General features: G+C 74.7%; 17 protein-coding genes. 10 read left to right on the top strand and 7 right to left on the bottom strand.

Features of this window, described 5'->3' with window-relative positions; translation table 11 throughout:
• Window positions 1–37: 37 nt before the first annotated feature.
• Window positions 38–1,021 carry an aldo/keto reductase gene (locus ACFOYX_RS35125; protein ID WP_109800079.1) on the bottom strand — a complete coding sequence of 328 codons (984 nt, stop codon included), beginning with the start codon at window positions 1,019–1,021 and terminating at the stop codon, window positions 38–40.
• A gap of 85 nt (window positions 1,022–1,106) precedes the next feature.
• On the opposite strand from ACFOYX_RS35125, the gene ACFOYX_RS35120 reads away from it, so the two are divergent.
• Both ACFOYX_RS35120 and ACFOYX_RS35115 read left to right on the top strand, forming a co-directional pair.
• Window positions 1,107–1,901: a trans-aconitate 2-methyltransferase gene (locus ACFOYX_RS35120; protein WP_322443277.1), complete on the top strand. Its 795-nt coding sequence runs from the start codon at window positions 1,107–1,109 to the stop codon at window positions 1,899–1,901.
• A complete protein-coding gene (locus ACFOYX_RS35115) occupies window positions 1,898–2,923 on the top strand; it encodes an adenosine deaminase (RefSeq protein WP_322443278.1) in 1,026 nt (341 codons plus the stop codon). Before ACFOYX_RS35120 ends, ACFOYX_RS35115 begins: the two co-directional genes overlap by 4 nt.
• Here ACFOYX_RS35115 and ACFOYX_RS35110 read toward each other — a convergent pair.
• The 3 genes from ACFOYX_RS35110 to ACFOYX_RS35100 all read right to left on the bottom strand — a co-directional run bounded on the left by ACFOYX_RS35110 (window position 2,880) and on the right by ACFOYX_RS35100 (window position 5,514).
• Window positions 2,880–3,167 carry a hypothetical protein gene (locus tag ACFOYX_RS35110; RefSeq protein WP_322475146.1) on the bottom strand — a complete coding sequence of 96 codons (288 nt, stop codon included), beginning with the start codon at window positions 3,165–3,167 and terminating at the stop codon, window positions 2,880–2,882. The genes ACFOYX_RS35115 and ACFOYX_RS35110 overlap by 44 nt on opposite strands.
• Window positions 3,168–3,403: 236 nt before the next feature.
• A complete protein-coding gene (locus ACFOYX_RS35105) occupies window positions 3,404–4,795 on the bottom strand; it encodes a HAMP domain-containing sensor histidine kinase (protein WP_322440519.1) in 1,392 nt (463 codons plus the stop codon).
• A 29-nt stretch (window positions 4,796–4,824) separates the two neighbouring features.
• On the bottom strand, window positions 4,825–5,514 hold the full coding sequence (locus tag ACFOYX_RS35100; protein ID WP_109800074.1) for a response regulator transcription factor: 690 nt from the start codon (window positions 5,512–5,514) through the stop codon (window positions 4,825–4,827).
• A 73-nt stretch (window positions 5,515–5,587) separates the two neighbouring features.
• Between ACFOYX_RS35100 and ACFOYX_RS35095 the strand changes: the two genes are divergently transcribed.
• On the top strand, window positions 5,588–6,517 hold the full coding sequence (locus ACFOYX_RS35095; RefSeq protein ID WP_109800073.1) for an ADP-ribosylglycohydrolase family protein: 930 nt from the start codon (window positions 5,588–5,590) through the stop codon (window positions 6,515–6,517).
• Window positions 6,518–6,523: 6 nt separating this feature from the next.
• Here ACFOYX_RS35095 and ACFOYX_RS35090 read toward each other — a convergent pair whose 3' ends face one another.
• Window positions 6,524–7,315 (bottom strand): DUF1775 domain-containing protein, encoded by a 792-nt coding sequence (locus ACFOYX_RS35090; protein WP_322440520.1) that lies wholly within the window; start codon window positions 7,313–7,315, stop codon window positions 6,524–6,526.
• A gap of 217 nt (window positions 7,316–7,532) precedes the next feature.
• Between ACFOYX_RS35090 and thrS the strand changes: the two genes are divergently transcribed.
• From thrS to ACFOYX_RS35070, 4 genes are all read left to right on the top strand, one after another.
• Entirely contained in the window at window positions 7,533–9,539 is a 2,007-nt protein-coding gene (gene thrS / locus ACFOYX_RS35085) for a threonine--tRNA ligase (RefSeq protein WP_322440521.1), read from the top strand.
• Window positions 9,540–9,672: 133 nt separating this feature from the next.
• Window positions 9,673–10,188, top strand: a complete 516-nt coding sequence (locus ACFOYX_RS35080; RefSeq protein ID WP_109799741.1) for an HIT domain-containing protein — start codon at window positions 9,673–9,675, stop codon at window positions 10,186–10,188.
• A gap of 56 nt (window positions 10,189–10,244) precedes the next feature.
• A complete protein-coding gene (locus ACFOYX_RS35075; RefSeq protein WP_322440522.1) occupies window positions 10,245–10,877 on the top strand; it encodes a hypothetical protein in 633 nt (210 codons plus the stop codon).
• A 92-nt stretch (window positions 10,878–10,969) separates the two neighbouring features.
• The gene (locus ACFOYX_RS35070; RefSeq protein ID WP_322440523.1) at window positions 10,970–12,028 is read left to right on the top strand and encodes an aldo/keto reductase; all 1,059 of its coding nucleotides are present in this window, start codon (window positions 10,970–10,972) and stop codon (window positions 12,026–12,028) included.
• Between the two features lie 91 nt (window positions 12,029–12,119).
• On the opposite strand, the gene ACFOYX_RS35065 is transcribed toward ACFOYX_RS35070, so the two are convergent.
• Entirely contained in the window at window positions 12,120–12,959 is an 840-nt protein-coding gene (locus ACFOYX_RS35065; RefSeq protein ID WP_322440524.1) for a helix-turn-helix transcriptional regulator, read from the bottom strand.
• Window positions 12,960–13,061: 102 nt separating this feature from the next.
• Between ACFOYX_RS35065 and ACFOYX_RS35060 the strand changes: the two genes are divergently transcribed.
• Complete coding sequence (locus ACFOYX_RS35060) at window positions 13,062–13,769, top strand: SDR family NAD(P)-dependent oxidoreductase (protein WP_322440525.1); 708 nt, start codon at window positions 13,062–13,064, stop codon at window positions 13,767–13,769.
• A 70-nt stretch (window positions 13,770–13,839) separates the two neighbouring features.
• On the opposite strand, the gene ACFOYX_RS35055 is transcribed toward ACFOYX_RS35060, so the two are convergent.
• Entirely contained in the window at window positions 13,840–16,002 is a 2,163-nt protein-coding gene (locus tag ACFOYX_RS35055) for an elongation factor G-like protein EF-G2 (RefSeq protein WP_322440526.1), read from the bottom strand.
• 253 nt (window positions 16,003–16,255) lie between these two features.
• Here ACFOYX_RS35055 and pgsA point away from each other — a divergent pair, with 253 nt between their 5' ends.
• Window positions 16,256–16,876, top strand: coding sequence for a phosphatidylinositol phosphate synthase (pgsA, locus tag ACFOYX_RS35050; protein WP_109799734.1), 621 nt, complete (start codon window positions 16,256–16,258; stop codon window positions 16,874–16,876).
• Window positions 16,873–17,811, top strand: coding sequence for a phosphatidylinositol mannoside acyltransferase (locus ACFOYX_RS35045; protein ID WP_322440527.1), 939 nt, complete (start codon window positions 16,873–16,875; stop codon window positions 17,809–17,811). The genes pgsA and ACFOYX_RS35045 overlap by 4 nt, the downstream gene beginning before the upstream one ends.
• The last annotated feature ends 13 nt before the right edge of the window (window positions 17,812–17,824 follow it).

The raw sequence follows: 17,824 nt of genomic DNA, 5'->3' as shown, positions 1-17,824 counted from the left end.
TGCCCGCCGGCGCCCCGGCACGTCGGCGCCGCGCCGGTCACCACCGGTCGTGCACCTGCGGCCGGATCAGCTCGTCGTACGTCTGCCGCACGGCGGCCCGCTCCGCGTCGGTCAGCGGCGGCAGGTCGGCCGCTGCGGCGTTGCGCCGGGCCTGGTCGGCGTCGCGGGCGCCGGGGATGACCACGGTGACGCCGGGCTGGTCGAGGATCCAGCGCAGCGCGAACTGGGCCATCGTCCGGTCCTCGCCGACCAGCGGCGCGAGCCGGCGCACGGCGGCCAGGCCGAGGTCGTAGTCCACCCCGGAGAAGGTCTCGCCGACGTCGAACGACTCGCCGTGCCGGTTGAAGGTGCGGTGGTCGTCGGCGGGGAAGGTGGTGTGCTCGTCGTACCGGCCGGAGAGCAGGCCACTGGCCAGCGGCACCCGGGCGATGATGCCGACCCCGGCCGCCGCGGCGGTGGGCAGCACCCGCTCCAGGGGCTTGTGCCGGACCGCGTTGAGGATGATCTGCACACTGGCCACGCCGGGCCGGCCGATGGCGGCGAGCGCCTGGTCGCAGGTCTCCACGCTGACCCCGTACCCGGCGATCCGCTGCTCGGCGACCAGCGTGTCCAGGGCGTCGAAGACCCGGTCGTCGGCGAAGACCGCGGTGGGCGGGCAGTGCAGCTGGACCAGGTCCAGGGTGTCCACGCCGAGGTTGGCCCGGGACCGGTCGGTCCAGGCCCGGAAGTTGTCCAGGGTGTACGCCTGCGGCGTCTGCGCCACCCGGCGCCCCATCTTGGTGGCGACGGTCAGCCCGTGCCCGGGGCGCTCCCGCAGGAACCGGCCGATGAGCTGCTCGCTGCGCCCGTCGCCGTACACGTCGGCGGTGTCCAGGAACGTGACGCCGGCGTCCACGGCGGCGGCCAGGACGGCCATCGCCGCGTCCTCGCTGACCTGGCCCCAGTCGGCGCCGAGCTGCCAGGCGCCGAGTCCGACGATGCCGACCTGCCGGCCGAGCCGGTCGAAGCTGCGCTGTTCCATCCCGACGAGCCTAGTGATCCGCTTGCCCGGGCGCGCGACGGGCCGTATGGTTCCAACAAAACGTACGTACGGTTTGGAGGCTGTCATGTGGGATCCCACCACCTACCTGCGGTACGGCGACGAGCGGTCCCGGCCGTTCCACGACCTGGTGGCCCGGATCCCGGCGCCGCGGCCACGGGCCGTCGTCGACCTCGGCTGCGGGCCCGGCACCCTCACCGCCACCCTCGCCGAGCGCTGGCCCCGGAGCCGGATCGTCGGCCTGGACTCCTCCCCGGAGATGATCGACCGGGCCGCCACCCTGGACGTGCCGGTCAGCTTCGCCGTCGGCGACGTCCGCGACTGGCGCCCCGGGCCGGACGTGGACGTGGTGGTCTCCAACGCGGTCCTCCAGTGGGTGCCCGGCCACCGGGAACTGCTCACCGGCTGGGCCCGCGAGCTGCCCGCCGGGGCCTGGCTGGCCACGCAGGTGCCGGGGAACTTCGACGCCCCGTCGCACCGGGCGCTGCGCGAGGTCGCCGGGCGGGACCGCTGGCGGGCCGAGCTGGCCCCGCTGCTGCGCGAGGCGCCGGTCGGCGACCCGGTGGACTACGCCGCCCTGCTGGTCGGCGCCGGCTGCGCGGTGGACGCCTGGGAGACTACCTACGTGCACCTGCTCCCGGCCGCCGCCGAAGCGGACCACCCGGTGCTGACCTGGATGGAGGGGACGGCGCTGCGCCCGGTCCGGGCCGCGCTGGACGCCGCCGGCTGGGCCGACTTCCGGGCCGAGCTGGGGGTACGCCTCACCGCGGCGTACCCGGTGCGGCAGGGTCAGGTGTACTTCCCCTTCCGCCGGATCTTCGTGGTGGCCCGCACCGGCGCCCACGCAGAGGAGAACCAGTGACCGACCTGTCCACCTTCATCGCCGGACTGCCCAAGGTGGAGCTGCACGTGCACCACGTCGGCTCCGCCTCGCCCCGGATCGTCGCCGAGCTGGCCGCCCGGCACGAGGGGCGCACCCCCGTCCCGGCGGACCCGGACGCCCTCGCCGACTACTTCGCGTTCCGCGACTTCGCCCACTTCATCGAGGTCTACCTGAGCGTCGTCGACCTGATCCGCGACCCGGAGGACGTCTGGATCCTCACCCACGAGGTGGCCCGGGAGCTGGCCCGCCAGCAGGTCCGGTACGCCGAGCTGACCGTCACCCCGTACTCGCACGTGCGCCGGGGCATCCCCGCCCCGGCGTTCTGCGAGGCCATCGAGGACGCCCGCAAGCGGGCCGAGGCCGACTTCGGCATCGCGCTGCGCTGGTGCTTCGACATCCCCGGCGAGGCCGGCCTGCCCGCCGCCGAGGAGACCCTGGGGATCGCCCTGGCGGAGCGGCCGGACGGGCTGATCAGCTTCGGCCTCGGCGGCCCGGAGATCGGGGTGCCCCGACCGCAGTTCAAGCCGTACTTCGACCAGGCCCGGGCGGCCGGCCTGCGCTCGGTGCCGCACGCCGGGGAGACCACCGGACCGGAGACGGTCTGGGACGCGCTGCGCGAGCTGGGCGCCGAGCGGATCGGCCACGGCATCTCCGCCGCGCTCGATCCGCAGCTGCTCACCTACCTCGCCGAGCGGCAGATCCCGCTGGAGGTGTGCCCCACCTCCAACGGGCGCACCCGAGCGGTGGCGACCATGGCGGAGCACCCGCTGCCGCAGCTCGTCGAGGCCGGGCTGCTGGTCACCGTCAACTCCGACGACCCGCCGATGTTCGGCACCACCCTCAACGACGAGTACGCGGTCGCCGCCCGGCTGCTGAACGCCGGTCCGGAGGGGCTGGCCGGCCTGGCCCGCGCCGCGGTGACCGCGTCGTTCATGGAGGCCGGCGAGCAGGCGCGAATCAGCGCCGAGATCGACGCATACCTGGCGGCCGCGACCCGCTGAGCGGACGCGACGGCGCCGGCCGGCGGGACACCCGCATCGGCCGGCGCCGCCCGGCGAGGACGACGTTGATCCCGACCAGCCCACCGAGCGCCGTGGTGATCACGACCTTGGCCAGCGGCGTGCCGAGCGGTGGCCGCCGCGCGCCGTACGCGAGCACCGGGTCCTGCCAGGCGGCGAGCGTGAGGGCGACGCCCACCCCGATCACGGCGGCCCAGCGGAGCAGGCGGCTGACGGTCGGCGTCATCACGGTCACCTCACGCCCGGGGTGCGGCTCGACGGGGGAGTGGCGCGCGGCGGGAGCGAGGTGTGGGGGGACCGAACTCCCGCCGCGCGCACGGCTCCGCCTGCCGGTGGTGTTACAGGGCGTTCCGGCCGACGGAACTGATGGGTTCGTCCCAGATCCTGTCAGTCCACGGTGGTGTCAACGCCGCTGTTAACCCGGATCTAAGGAAGACTTGCGCCGGCCCACAGCCGGCGGGGTCAGCGCGGCCGGGACCAGCGCCGCCCGCCGGTCCTCTGCTCCCGCGCCTCCCGCGAGATCCGGCCGACCAGGCCGAACCGGTTGACCTGCCGGGGCGTCGCCTCCGGGTCGGCCAGCAGCATCACCACGCTGGCGCCGCCGAGCCGGGCCCGGTCGATGCTCACCGAGCCGTTGGCCTGCAACGCCACCCGCTTGGCGATGTCCAGCCCCAGCCCGGTCGAGCCCTGGTCGCTGGCGCCGCGGCGCAGCGCCCGGTCGGGGTCGGCGATGCCGGGGCCGGCGTCGTCGATCCGGATCGCCACGTACCCGTCCCGCCGGCTGACGGCCACCTCGAAGGCCGTGCCCTGCGGGGTGTAGCGGAAGACGTTGCCGATCACCGCGTCGAGCGCGGCGGCCAGCTCGGCCCGGGGCACCGGCGCGGGGATGCGCAGCTGCGCCCCGCTGACCCGGTGCGGCCGGTTCTGGTCCCCGGCGAGGGCCGCCCAGAAGACCATCCGGTCCCGGACCACCTCGCTGACGTCGCACATCGCCGGGCCGGTCTCCTGGGTGACCGCCTTGCGGGTGGTCTTGATCAGCTGGTCGACCTCGCCCTCCAGGGTGACGATGGCCTGGCGGATCCGCCGGATGCCCCGCCGCCGGTCCAGCTCCGCCTCGCTGAACGTGCCGATGCTGGTGTCGTCGGACTCCAGCGCCTCGGCGTCGAGGCGCAGCACGGTCAGCGGGGTGCGCAGCCGGTGGGAGAGGTCGGCGACGAGTTCCCGCTCGTCGGAGCGGAGCGCCACCAGTTGGTCGGCCATCCGGTTGAACGCGTGCCCGGCCTCGGCCAGCTCCCGCGGTCCGCTCGGTTCGACGCGTACGCCGAGGTCGCCGTCGCCGATCGCCAGGGCCGCCTTGACCAGCTCGCCGGTCGAGTCGACCGCGCGGGCGGCGACCCGGTCGACCACGATGACCGCGGCGCCCACCAGCGCGACGGCCACCGCGAGCAACAGCAGCCAGCGCCCGCCGGAGCCCTCGTCGAGCACCCGGTCGGGAACGAAGACCTCCACCACCGCGACCTTGTCGCCGAGCACCACCGGGTCGAGCCGGAGCACCCCGCCGGGCACGTCGGTGACCAGCGAGCGGCGCTCCGCGCCGGCCCGGGCCAGCGCCGCCGCGCCGGCTCGGCCCGCGGACTCGTCGCCACCCAGTCCGTGGACGACCGGCCGGGTCGCCGGGTCGTCACCGCTGGCCGCCACGGCCCGCCCGACGATCGCCGGGTCGGTGCTGACGGCGAGGGCACCGGTGACCAGGGCGCTGCGCCGGGCGGCGTCCGCCAGCTTCTCCTCGCGCGCCTGGTCGCCGAGGCTGATCCCGAGCGGGAGGAGGAAGGCGAGCGCGACGAGGCTGCACATGCCGGCCGTGAGCCAGGCCAGCGACGACCTCAGTCCGGCGCCACCAGCCGGAAGCCGACCCCCCGCACGGTGCGCAGGTAGCGCGGCTTCGCCGCGGACTCGCCCATTTTGCGGCGCAGCCAGTACAGGTGAACGTCGATGGTCTGGTCCTCGCCGACCGATGGCTGCCGCCATACCTCCTCCAAGAGTTCCCGCCGGGACACTACCCGGCCGGGACGTGCGGCGAGATACGCCAGCAGGTCGAATTCCTTGCGGGTCAGCGCCAGCGGCTCCCCGTCGAGCAGAGCGCTGCGCTCGCCCACGTCCACCCGCAGGCCGCCGACCGTGTGCACGGCCGGCTGCACCGTGCGGCTGGCCCGGCCGGCCCGGCGCAGCACGGTGGTGATCCGGGCGTCCAGGTGCGCGCCGGTGAACGGCTTGACCATGTAGTCGTCGGCCCCCGCCCGCAGCAGCCGGACCACCGACTGCTCGTCGTCGCGGGCGGTGGCGATGATGATCGGGACGTCGGTGATGCCGCGCAGCATCCGCAGCGCGTCGGAGCCGTCCAGATCGGGCAGGCCGAGGTCGAGCACGACCAGGTCGGGGGTCTCGGCGGCGACCCGGCGCAACGCGTCCAGGGCCGTACCGACGGCGTGCACGGCGTGCCCCCGGTCGGTGAGGGACCGCAGCATCGCGCCGCGTACGACGTGATCGTCTTCGACCAGGAGCACGGTGGCCACGTCAAGACGGTACTGGGCGTGGCAAGTTGATCGCGTTGCGGCACTGCTGGGAAGCGGGCAAGCTGGGACGACGATGACGTTCACCCTGTTTCCCGACGCCCGGCTGGCGCTCGCCCGGGACGCGCTCGCCGGCCTGTCGGTCGGCGACGCGCTCGGCGCGCAGTTCTTCGTCCCCGGCCGGCACCCCACGGACCTGGCCGCCGGACGGCTGCCGCCCCCGCCGTGGCCGTGGACCGACGACACCGAGATGGCCTGCTCGGTGGTGGCCGCGCTGGCCGCCGGCGGACGGATCGACCGGGACCGGCTGGCGCTCGACTTCGCCGAGCGGTGCGAGCCCTACCGCGGCTACGGCCCGGGCGCCGTCACCATCCTCCGGCTGATCCGCACCGGCACGCCCTGGCCGGTGGCGGCCGCGTCCGCGTTCGACGGGCAGGGTTCCTGCGGCAACGGGGCGGCGATGCGGGTCGGCCCGCTCGGCGCCTGGCACGCCGACTCGACCCGTCGCGCCGCCGACCAGGCCCGTGCCTCCGCGGAGGTCACCCACGCCCATCCCGAGGGAATCGCCGGGGCGGTCGCGGTGGCCGTCGCCGCCTCGCTCGCCGCCCGGGCCCGCCTCGACGGCGACCGGCCCGAGCCGACCCGGTTGCTGGCCGCGGTCGGCGCCGCGCTCGACCCGGCCGGCGAGGTGCACGCGCGGGTACGCCGGGCGGCCGGCCTGCTGGGTCGCCCCGCCGGCGAGGCCGCCGACGTGCTCGGCAACGGCTCCCGGGTGACCGCCCAGGACACCGTCCCGTTCACCCTCTGGGTCGCTGCCACCCACCTCGACGACTACCCGACGGCGATCCGGGTCTGCGTCGAGGCCGGCGGTGACGTGGACACCACCTCGGCGATCGTCGGCGCGGTGGTCGCCGCGCACACCGGCGTCGGCACCCCCGGCGGCGTGCCGGACGGCTGGCTGGCCGCCCGCGAGCCGCTGCCCGACTGGCTCCCGGCCCACGCCTGAGCCCCTTCAGGAGGCCGGGCCGGGACGCGCGGGTGGTGCGGGCTGGGCGGGCAGCGTCAGCGCGCCGCGCCCCCGGCGGCTGAGCAGCCAGCCGAGTGCCGCGCCGCCGCCCAGCCCCACCAGCAGGCCACCACCCAGCAGGAGATCGGGGCTCGGGCCGTCCCCGTCGTCGCCGGTGGACGCCGCGGCGCCCGCCGGCGCCGGACCGGCCGCCCCGTCGGCGGCGGTCCCGCCGTGCCCGCCGTGCCCGCCGGAGCCGGGCAGCGCCGGCAGCAGGGGCACCGTCGGCGCCGGGTGCGCCCCGCCCGGCGGATCCACCCACCGGACGACGGTGCCGTCGGCGTACGTCTGGACCAACTGGAAGGTCAACCGGTCCGTGGCTGGCATCGGACCCATGCCCAGCGACAGCCGGGTGGCGCCGGCCGCCGCCCCCGGCATCCGGATCCAGGTCACCGCGTCGGTCACCTGGTCGAGTTCCGGGGCGTGGATGCCGGCCACCGGCTGGTCGAGGGTGCGGGTGGTGATCCGGGGCGCCCAGCCGGGCACCGACAGCGGGTAGACCTCGCCGACCGGCGCGTCCGCGGGCATTCTCAGCTCGATCCGGCTGGTCCGGCTGCCCGACCGTTCCTCGGGCAGCACCACGGCCACCTCGACGGCGTCCCCCTGGTGCACCTGGGCCGGCGAGGTCGTGATCGTCACCTCGGCCGCGCTCGCCGGGCCGGGCCAGCTCAGCGTCCCGGCCACCACGGCGGCTCCCAGCGCCGCCGCCCGGAACCTGCCCCGCCGGGTCATCGTCATGCTCGTCCCCATCCGTCTCCGCGCGGCCGGCACCGGATCCGGCCACACCCGGTAGTTCGGCCGGGAGGGCGGAAAGGTTCAACGGCGGGCGCAACTCGGACCGAGGACCGCGGTCCGGGACGCCGGTGGCGTCGCCGACGGTGCCGAACGGGCGACCGATAGCATCGCAGGAGCCGGTAATCGGCACATCCGATCAGCATCGACGACAGGAGTCACCGTGTCCGCACCCCGTACCCCCGTCGTGGCCGACCCCGTCGTCGTCGCCGCCGGGACGACGGCGGCCGACGCGGTGGCCGCGGCCGGACTGCCCACCACGGGCCCGAAGGCGATCGTCGTGGTCCGCGACCCGCAGGGCGTGCTGCGCGACCTGGACTGGAAGCCGGCCGAGGAGAGCACCGTCGAGCCGGTGGGCATCGACTCGCCGGACGGGCTCAACGTGCTGCGCCACTCCACCGCGCACGTGCTCGCCCAGGCGGTGCAGGACGTCTTCCCGGAGGCGAAGCTCGGCATCGGCCCGCCCATCGAGCACGGCTTCTACTACGACTTCCAGGTCGACAAGCCGTTCCAGCCGGACGACCTGGCGAAGCTCGAGAAGCGGATGCAGGAGATCATCAAGTCCGGCCAGCGGTTCCGCCGGCGGCGCTTCAAGAACCTCGACGAGGCGAAGACCGAGCTGGCCGCCGAGCCGTTCAAGCTGGAGCTGATCGACGTCAAGGGCGAGGGGCTGGACTCCTCCGAGGTGATGGAGGTGGGCGGCGGCGAGCTGACCATCTACGACAACCTCGCCGCGAACGAGGACAAGGTCTGCTGGTCGGACCTGTGCCGGGGCCCGCACCTGCCGAACACCCGGCTGATCGGCGCGTTCAAGCTGATGCGCTCGGCCGCCGCGTACTGGCGGGGGTCGGAGAAGAACCCGCAGCTCCAGCGGGTCTACGGCACCGCCTGGCCGACCCGGGACGAGCTCAAGGCGTACCTGAAGCTCCTGGAGGAGGCCGCGCGGCGCGACCACCGCAAGCTCGGCGCGGACCTCGACCTGTTCAGCTTCCCCGACGAGATCGGCTCCGGCCTGGCGGTCTTCCACCCCAAGGGCGGCATCATCCGCCGGGAGATGGAGCACTACTCCCGCCGCCGGCACGAGGCCGCCGGGTACGAATTCGTCAACACCCCGCACATCACCAAGGCGCAGCTCTTCGAGACCTCGGGCCACCTGCCCTACTACGCCGACACGATGTTCCCGCCCATGCAGCTGGAGGGCGCGGACTACTACCTCAAGGCGATGAACTGCCCGATGCACAACCTGATCTTCAGGGCGCGCGGGCGGTCCTACCGGGAGCTGCCGCTGCGGCTGTTCGAGTTCGGCACGGTCTACCGGTACGAGAAGTCCGGCGTGGTGCACGGCCTGACCCGGGTCCGCGGCCTGACCCAGGACGACTCGCACATCTACTGCACCCGGGAGCAGATGCCCGGCGAGTTGTCCACGCTGCTCACCTTCGTGCTGGACCTGCTGCGCGACTACGGCTTGGACGACTTCTACCTGGAGCTGTCCACCCGGGACGAGTCGCCGAAGTTCATCGGGTCGGACGAGGACTGGGCGGAGGCCACCCAGGCGCTGCGGACCGCGGCCGAGTCCTCCGGCCTGGACCTGGTGCCGGACCCGGGCGGCGCGGCCTTCTACGGCCCGAAGATCTCGGTGCAGGCCAAGGACGCCATCGGCCGGACCTGGCAGATGTCCACCATCCAGGTCGACTTCAACCAGCCCGAGCGGTTCGGCCTGGAGTACCAGGCGGCGGACGGCACCCGGCAGCGGCCGGTGATGATCCACCGGGCGCTCTTCGGCTCGATCGAGCGCTTCTTCGGCGTGCTCACCGAGCACTACGCGGGCGCGTTCCCGGCCTGGCTGGCCCCGGTCCAGGTGGTCGGCATCCCGATCCGCGAGGACCACACCGACTACCTGCACGGCTTCGTCGCGGCGCTGCGCGCGGAGGGGATCCGGGCGCAGGTCGACGCCGGCGACGACCGGATGCAGAAGAAGATCCGCACCGCCCAGCAGCAGAAGATCCCGTTCATGGTGATCGCCGGGGACGACGACGTGGCCGCCGGCACGGTCTCCTTCCGCTACCGGGACGGCTCGCAGCGCAACGGGGTGCCGATGGCCGAGGCGGTCACCCACGTCCTCGACGTGGTCACCTCGCGCAGCAACGCGGGGCCGTCCGCCCAGAGCTGACCCCGGGCCCGGCCGGCCGGTGCGGACGGGTGGGACCCGCCGCGGTGACCGTAGGATCGGCGGTGTGACTGGGGCGGCGCGGCACTACGACAACGGCACCGAGAACGGCACCGAGAACGGCACCGACGACGGTCTGGCGGACGGGCTGGAACGGCTCTGGACGCCGCACCGGATGACCTACATCTCCGGGGAGGACCGGCCCGAGGGCGGCTACGAGAAGCCGACCGGCTGCCCCTTCTGCCTGGCCCCCGGGCTGCCGCCGGACGAGAGCCTGGTCGTCGCCCGGGGCGAGCACGTCTTCGCGGTGCTCAACCTGTACCCGTACAACCCGGGGCACCTGCTGATCTGCCCGTACCGGCACGTGCCCGACTACACCGAGCTGGACGCGCCGGAGACCGCCGAACTGGCGACGTTCACCAAGGACGCCATGCGGGTGATCCGGCACGTGTCCAACGCGCACGGCTTCAACCTGGGCATGAACCAGGGCGGCGTGGCCGGCGCCGGCATCGCCGCGCACCTGCACCAGCACGTGGTGCCGCGCTGGGGCGGCGACGCCAACTTCATGCCGGTGATCGGCCGGACCAAGGTCCTGCCGCAGCTGCTCGCCGACACCCGCGACCTGCTCGCCAAGGCCTGGCCGACGGCCTGACCGGGCCCCGGCTCCGGCCCCGGACGCGGGCGGCGCGCCCCGGTACGATGCGCCGCATGGCTCTGCTGCACCGGGCGGAACTGCGCCCCACCAAGCTCGAACTCCTGGCGGCGTGGCTGCGCGACCGGCCCTGGTTCCACGGGCCGACGGGGGCGGACGTGGAACGGGTGGCGGGATACCGTTTCGACGACCCGGCCGGCGCGGTCGGGATCGAGACGATGCTGGTCCGCGCCGGTGACGGGCCGGTCCACCAGGTGCCGCTGACCTACCGCGGGGCGCCGCTGGAGGGCGCCGACGCTTGGCTGGTCGGCACCACCCACCACTCGGTGCTCGGCCCGCGCTGGGTCTACGACGCCTGCGGGGACCCGGTCTACGCCCCCGCGCTGGCCGCCGCCATCCTCGCCGGGACCGGCCAGGCCGAGGAGTTCTTCGAGGTCGACGGCGAGCGGCAGGTTCGCCCGCCGAGCATGAGCATCACCAGCAGCGGCGCCGGGGACGTCGACGTCGCCAGCGTGGGCGCGCCCCGCCGGGTGGTGGACGGCGACCCGGCGCTCATCGGCACCGACACCGTCGAGCTGGCCGTCGTCCGGCGGCCCGCCGCGGGCCACGGGCGTGCCGGCGCCACCCTCGCCGGCACCTGGCCGGGCCAGCCCACCCCGCTGCCGCTGGCGTACGCCACGCCCCGCTGAACCCGACGTCCGGTCGACCGTGGCACCTGGTCGGTCGGGCACGGGGGTGAACTTCTTGCCCTCCAGCGCGCTGGAGGTGACAGGATGCGCCGATGGCAGTGACCACGCGGACGTTGGGCCGCAGCGGCATCGAGGTCAGTGCGCTCGGCATGGGATGCTGGGCGATCGGCGGCCCGTGGGCCGAGGGCTCCCGGCCGCTCGGCTGGGGGGCGGTGGACGACGACGAGTCCGTCCGGGCGGTCCGCCGCGCGCTGGACCTCGGGGTGACCCTCTTCGACACCGCCGACACGTACGGGGCGGGGCACGGCGAGCGGATCCTCGGGCGGGCGCTCGCCGGCCGCCGCGACGCGGCGGTGATCGCCACCAAGTGGGGCTACACCTTCGACGAGGCGGCCCGGCAGGCCACCGGGGAGGACGCCTCGCCCGGGTACCTGCGGCGCGCGGTGGTCGACTCGCTGCGCCGGCTGGACACCGACCGGATCGACCTCTACCAGTTGCACCTCGGCGACCTGCCGCTGCCCCGGGCCGAGGCGCTGATCGGCAGCCTGGAGGACCTGGTCGCCGACGGGCTGGTCCGGGCGTACGGCTGGAGCACCGACCGGGCCGACCGGGTGGCGGCCTTCGCCCAGGTCGCCCGCGGCGCCACCGCCGTGCAGCACGGTCTGTCGGTGCTGCGCGACGCGCCGGCCATGCTGGCGGTCTGCGACAAGCACGACCTGGCCGGCCTGGCCCGCGGGCCGCTCGGGATGGGGCTGCTGACCGGCAAGTACACCACCGACTCGACGCTGCCCCGCGACGACGTGCGGGGCACCGCCCCGAACTGGCTGGAGTGGTTCCGCAGCGGCCGGCCGGCACCGGAGTGGCTGCGCCGGGTGGCCGCCGTCCGGGGCGCGTTGACCGCCGACGGTCGGACCCTCGCCCAGGGGGCGCTGGGCTGGATCTGGGCCCGCAGCGGTCGCAGCGTGCCGATCCCGGGCGCGCGGACCGTCGCCCAGGTGGAGGAGAACGCCGCCGCCCTGCACCGGGGGCCCCTCGCCCCCGACCACTTCGCCGAGGTCGAACGGCAGCTCGCCGCGCTTCGTACCGCCGCCCTCCGCGACGCCGATCGCCCCCACTGGTCGATGGCCCCGGTCCCCGCCGCCCGTCCCTGACGCGGCGGTCATGGGTTGGGGCGTCCCGCGACAGGGGTGCGGCGGACGAGGTGACCACCGCAACTGCACGATCGGCGCGGGTGCCGGGCGCCTACCCGGCGAGTGCCTGGGTGCCGAGCACGGTGAGCAGGGCGAGCCGCTCGGTGTCCTCGGTGCCGGGCTCGGCCGTGTAGATCATGATCCGCAGGTCGCTGCCCGCCACGGTGAGCACGTCGCAGTCCAGCGTCAGCGGCCCCACCTGCGGATGGTCGATGGTCTTGCGCGCGGCCTCGTGACGGCCGACGGCGCCCGAATCCCACAGCTCGGCGAACCGCGCACTGTGCGCGCGCAGCTCCTCCACCAGCCGCCGCAGCCGCTGGTCGGCCGGATAGCGGCCGGCGGCCGTGCGCAGGTCGGCGACCAGGGCCGCCTCGAACCCGCGCAGGGACTCCGGCGTGTGCCGGACCCGGCCCCCCAGGCCGTGGAAGTGTCGCCACACGCCGTTGCGCTGGTCGCCACGCCATCCGGACGGATCGCCCATCAGGGCCGCGTACGGCGGGTTCGCCACCAGCAGCGTCCAGGACGCGTCGTAGACCGCGACGGGTGTCCCGGCCAGTCTGTCCAGCAGCCGCTGGACACTCGGCGTGAGGTAGGCGGGTACCGTCTCCGGTCCCGGGGGCGCCAGCCCGGCCAGCCGGAACAGGTGTGCGCGCTCGGTTGCCGACAGCCGCAGGGCCCTGGCCAGGGCCTCGACGACCTGCGCCGACGGATGGGCGGCGCGGCCCTGTTCGAGGCGGGTGACGTAGTCGACGGAGATCCCGGCCAGCAGGGCCAGCTCCTCACGGCGCAGTCCGGCCGCCCGCCGGCGCCCGCCGGCGGGCAGCCCGGCCGCCTCCGGCGAGACCCGGTCCCGCCAGCGGTGCACCGCCCGTCCGAACTCTTCCGTCGCCATGCCCACCAGTCTGCAACGCCGGCCGGGGGCCTGGCTGGTACCGGCAGTCCCAGGACAACGGGCACACCGGGTAACCGAACCGGCCGGCCGTAGCGTCGAGGCATGACCACAACACTGATCACCGGAGCGAACAAGGGACTCGGGTTCGAGACCGCCCGCCGGCTAATCGCGGCAGGCCACACCGTCTACGTCGGCAGCCGGGACGCCGAACGGGGGCGCCGGGCCGCCGAGCAGCTGGGCGCGCGGCTGGTTCTCCTCGACGTCACCGACGACGCGTCGGTCGCGGCCGCGGCGAAGACCGTCGAGGCCGAGGGCGGACTGGACGTGCTGATCAACAACGCCGGCATCGAGGAGCGCGCGCCGGACGGCGCGGTGATCGGCCCGGCCGGGGTGACCGCCGACCTGATGCGGCAGGTGTTCGAGACGAACGTCTTCGGCGTGGTACGCGTCACCAACGCGTTCCTGCCGCTGCTGCAGCGGTCCGCCGCCCCGGTCGTCGTGAACCTCAGCAGCGGCCTGGCCTCGCTGGCCCGGGTCACCGCCGCGGGGACGCCGACGTACGCGTACCCGGGCGTCGCCTACCCGGCGTCGAAGACCGCGGTCAACATGATCACCGTGCAGTACGCGAAGGCTTTCCCGAACATGCGGATCAACGCGGTGGAGCCCGGTTTCACCGCGACGGACCTGAACCGGCGCACGGGCACGCAGACCGTCGAGGAGGGCGCCGAGATCATCGTCCGGATGGCGCAGGTGGGCCCCGACGGCCCGACCGGCGGCTACTTCGACGCCGAAGGCACCCTCCCCTGGTAGCAGCGGAAGGCCCCTCGTCCCACCGGGGAGAGGGGCCTTCGGCCGGACCGGACCCCGCCGGCAGGGTCCGTCAGGGGTGGGTGCCGTGCTCCTTGCGGGCCTGGTCGGCGAGGTGGGCGGGCATCGGGTCGTAGCGGACGAACTGGCGGCGGAAGGTGCCGGCGCCGGCGGTCATCGAGCGCAGCTCCACGGCGTAGCGGAGCAGCTCCGTCGCCGGCACCTCGGCGCGGACCAGGGTGCGGCCCTCGGCGTCCGCGTCCGGCTCGGTGCCGAGCACCCGGCCCCGCCGGCCGGAGAGGTCACCCAGCACCGCGCCCACCGACGGGTCGGGCACCCGGATCGTCACCTCGTCGACCGGCTCCAGCAGCGCCGGCTGCCCCTTCTCGGCGGCGTCCCGTAGCGCCAGGGCACCGGCGGTCTGGAACGCGGCGTCGGAGGAGTCCACGCTGTGCGCCTTGCCGTCGAAGAGGGTCACCCGCAGGTCCACCACCGGGTAGCCGGCGACCAGGCCGCGCTCCATCTGCGCCCGGACGCCCTTCTCCACCGACGGGATGTAGTTGTGCGGGACCGCCCCGCCGACCACCTTGTCGACGAACTCGAAGCCGGCGCCCCGGGGCAGCGGCTCCACCTCGATGTCGCAGACGGCGTACTGGCCGTGCCCGCCGGACTGCTTCACGTGCCGGCCGTGCCCCTTGGCCGGCACGGTCAGCGTCTCGCGCAGCGCCACCCGCACCGGCTCGGTCTCCAACTCGACGCCGCCGCTGCGCAGCCGGTCGAGCAGCACGTCGGCGTGCGCCTCGCCCATGCACCAGAGCACCAGCTGGTGGGTCTCCGCGTTGCGCTCCAGCCGCAGGGTCGGATCGCCGGCGACCAGTCGGCCCAGGTTGCGGGCCAGGGCGTCCTCGTCGGCCCGGCTCTTCGCCGCGATCGCCACCGGCAGCAGCGGCTCAGGCATCTCCCACGGCGCGATGAGCAGCGGCTCCTCCTTGGCGGAGATGGTGTCCCCGGTCTCCGCGCTGCCCGACTTGGTGAGCGCACAGATGTCCCCGGCGACGCACACGGGCACCTCGCGCAGCGTCGCGCCGAGCGGACTGTAGATGTGCCCGACCCGCTCGTCGGCGTCGTGGTCGGGGTGCCCGCGCTCGGCCATGCCGTGCCCGGAGACGTGCACCACCTGGTCGGGGCGGAGCGTGCCGGAGAAGACCCGGACCAGGGAGACCCGGCCGACGTGCCGGTCGACGGTGGTCTTGACCACCTCGGCGACCAGCGGCCCGTCCGGGTCGCAGGCCAGCGGCGGCCGGGGCGAGCCGTCCACCCCGGTGACCGCCGGCAGGTCCCGCTCCAGCGGCGACGGGAACGCCGCGACCAGCCCGTCGAGCAGCACGTCCAGGCCGACGCCGGTCTCCGCGCAGACCGGCACCACCGGGTAGAAGTGACCCCGGACCACCGCCTTCTCCAGATCGGTGATGAGCACCTCGGTGTCGATCTCCTCGCCGCCGAGGTAGCGGTCCATCAGGGTCTCGTCCTCGCTCTCCGCGATGATCCCCTCGATCAGCTCGTTGCGGGCCTCCAGGATCGCCGGCAGGTGCTCCGGGTCCGGCTCGCGCACCACGGCCGGCAGCCCCGCCGAGTAGTCGAAGACGCGTCGGGTGATCAGCCCCATCAGGCCGACCACGGACACGCCGTCGTCGCCGAGCATCGGCAGGTACAGCGGGAGCACGTTGTCGCCGAAGACCCGCTGGCAGAGCGCCACCGCCTCGTCGAAGTCGGCGCGCGGGTGGTCCAGCCGGGTCACCGCGACGGCGCGCGGCATGTCGACGGCGGCGCACTCCTCCCAGAGGGCGGCGGTGGCCGCGTCCATCCCGTCGACCGCGGAGACCACGAACAGTGCCGCGTCGGCGGCCCGCAGTCCGGCCCGCAGCTCGCCGACGAAGTCCCCGTACCCGGGGGTGTCCAGGAGGTTCACCTTGACGTCCGAGTGCAGCAGCGGGGCGCAGGCCAGGCTCACCGAGCGCTGCTGGCGTACCGCCGCGGGGTCGTGGTCGCAGACGGTGGTGCCGTCGGTGACGGTGCCGGCCCGGTTGATCGTGCCGCTGGCCGCGAGCAGCGACTCGACCAGGGTGGTCTTGCCGGCGCCGGAGTGCCCGACGAGCACCACGTTGCGAACCCTGCCGGGCTCGGTCACCACCGGCGCGCCGCCGGTGACACCCTTCTCCTGATTTTTCTGCGCCATGGCGGCGCACCTCCCTCAGCCGGTGGTGGTGGCGACCGCCGCTCGCGACGGGGAAGCGGGCCCGGGCGGGTGCCGCGGCGATATCCTCCGGTGGTCTCCTGGACGGCGGGTACTCAACGGGTGGGTCGGTGAGCTGCCTCACCTTCCGCTTCCGATCTCACACCCGTTGCCCACCCCGCACAAGCCTCCCTCCCGCGGGTCGGCACGACCGGCCGTATCGCGGACCGCTGCCGGCCGTTATCGTGGGACCGCCATGGCGAAGATCTTCCAAGTGACGGCCCGCGCGGGGATGACCCGCGTCGTGGAGCCGGTCGCGCGCGGCCTGCTCCGCGCGGGCGTGTCCCCCAACGCGGTCACCGTGACCGGCACCCTCGGCGTGCTCGTCGGCGCGCTCGGCTTCGGCGCCCGCGGGCACCTGGTCGCCGGGGCGCTGATCGTCACGGTCTTCGCGCTCACCGATCTGCTCGACGGGACGATGGCCCGGATGAGCGGCGGCTCCACCCGGTTCGGCGCGTTCCTCGATTCGAGCATGGACCGGATCGCCGACAGCGCCGTCTTCGGCGCGGTCGCGTACTGGCTGGCCACCGAGGGCGACCACGCCGGGACGGCCGCCGCGCTGATCTGCCTGGCCGCCGGCGGGCTGGTCTCCTACGTAAAGGCCCGGGCCGAGGGGCTCGGCATGACGGCCAACGTGGGCGTCGCCGAGCGCACCGAGCGGCTGCTGATCGTCGGGGTGGGCGGCCTGCTCACCGGCCTCGGCGTGCCGCTGGCCCTGGAGATCGCGCTCTGGCTGCTGGCCGCCGTGTCGATCTTCACCGTGGGGCAGCGGATGGCCCACGTGTACCGGCAGGCCCAGCTGGTCGGCCGGGAGTGAACCTCACCGAGCTCGGCTACGTCGCCGGCTGGCGCCTGGTCCGTGCGCTGCCCCGGCCCGTGGTGGCCGCGGCCTTCCGGGTGGGCGCCGACCGCGCCCACCACCGGGGTGGCGGCGGTACGGCCCGACTCCGCGCCAACCTGCGCCGGGTGGTCGGCCCCGACCTGCCCGACGCCGAGCTGGACGCGCTGGTCCGGCGCGGCCTGCGGTCGTACGCCCGGTACTGGATGGAGGTCTTCCGGCTGCCCGCGCTGAGCCGCCGGCAGATCCTCGCCGGGTTCCGCCTCGACGGGCAGGAGAAGCTCGCCGCCGACGTGGCGGCCGGCCGCGGGGCCGTGGTGGCACTGCCGCACGCCGGCAACTGGGACGCCGCCGGCGCCTGGGTCGCGGCCACCGGCTGGCCGATCACCACCGTCGCGGAGCGGCTGAAGCCGGAGGGCGTCTACGAGCGGTTCCTGGCCTTCCGGCAGGGCCTGGGCATGGAGATCCTGCCCACCCACGGGGGCGACCGGCCGGCGTTCGACGTGCTGGTGGACCGGGTGCGGGCGGGGACGGTGGTGCCGCTGCTGGCCGACCGGGACCTCTCCGCCCGGGGTGTCGAGGTCGAGTTCTTCGGCGGCCGGACGCGGATGCCGGCCGGGCCGGCCCTGCTCGCGCTGCGCACCGGGGCGCCGCTCTACGTGGCCTCCCTGTGGTACGAGCCGGACGCCGCCTGCGCCGCCATCGAGGGGCCGCTGGAGCTGCCCGATCCGGACAGCAATCCGTTGGACCAGCGGGTCCGGACGCTGACCCAACGGATTGCCGACGGTCTCGCGGCGGGCATCGCCCGGCATCCGGAAGACTGGCACATGTTGCAGCGGATGTGGCTGGACCAGCCGACGGCGACCGGCGGCGGGACCGCGGCGCCGCCGTCGGCCGCCACCGGGACGAGCTGAGGGAGCGGGCGCA

It is taken from the genome of Micromonospora sp. GCM10011541 (genome assembly GCF_042650725.1).
GTDB lineage: Bacteria > Actinomycetota > Actinomycetes > Mycobacteriales > Micromonosporaceae > Micromonospora > Micromonospora sicca.
This window is presented reverse-complemented; position numbering and strand designations above follow the sequence as displayed.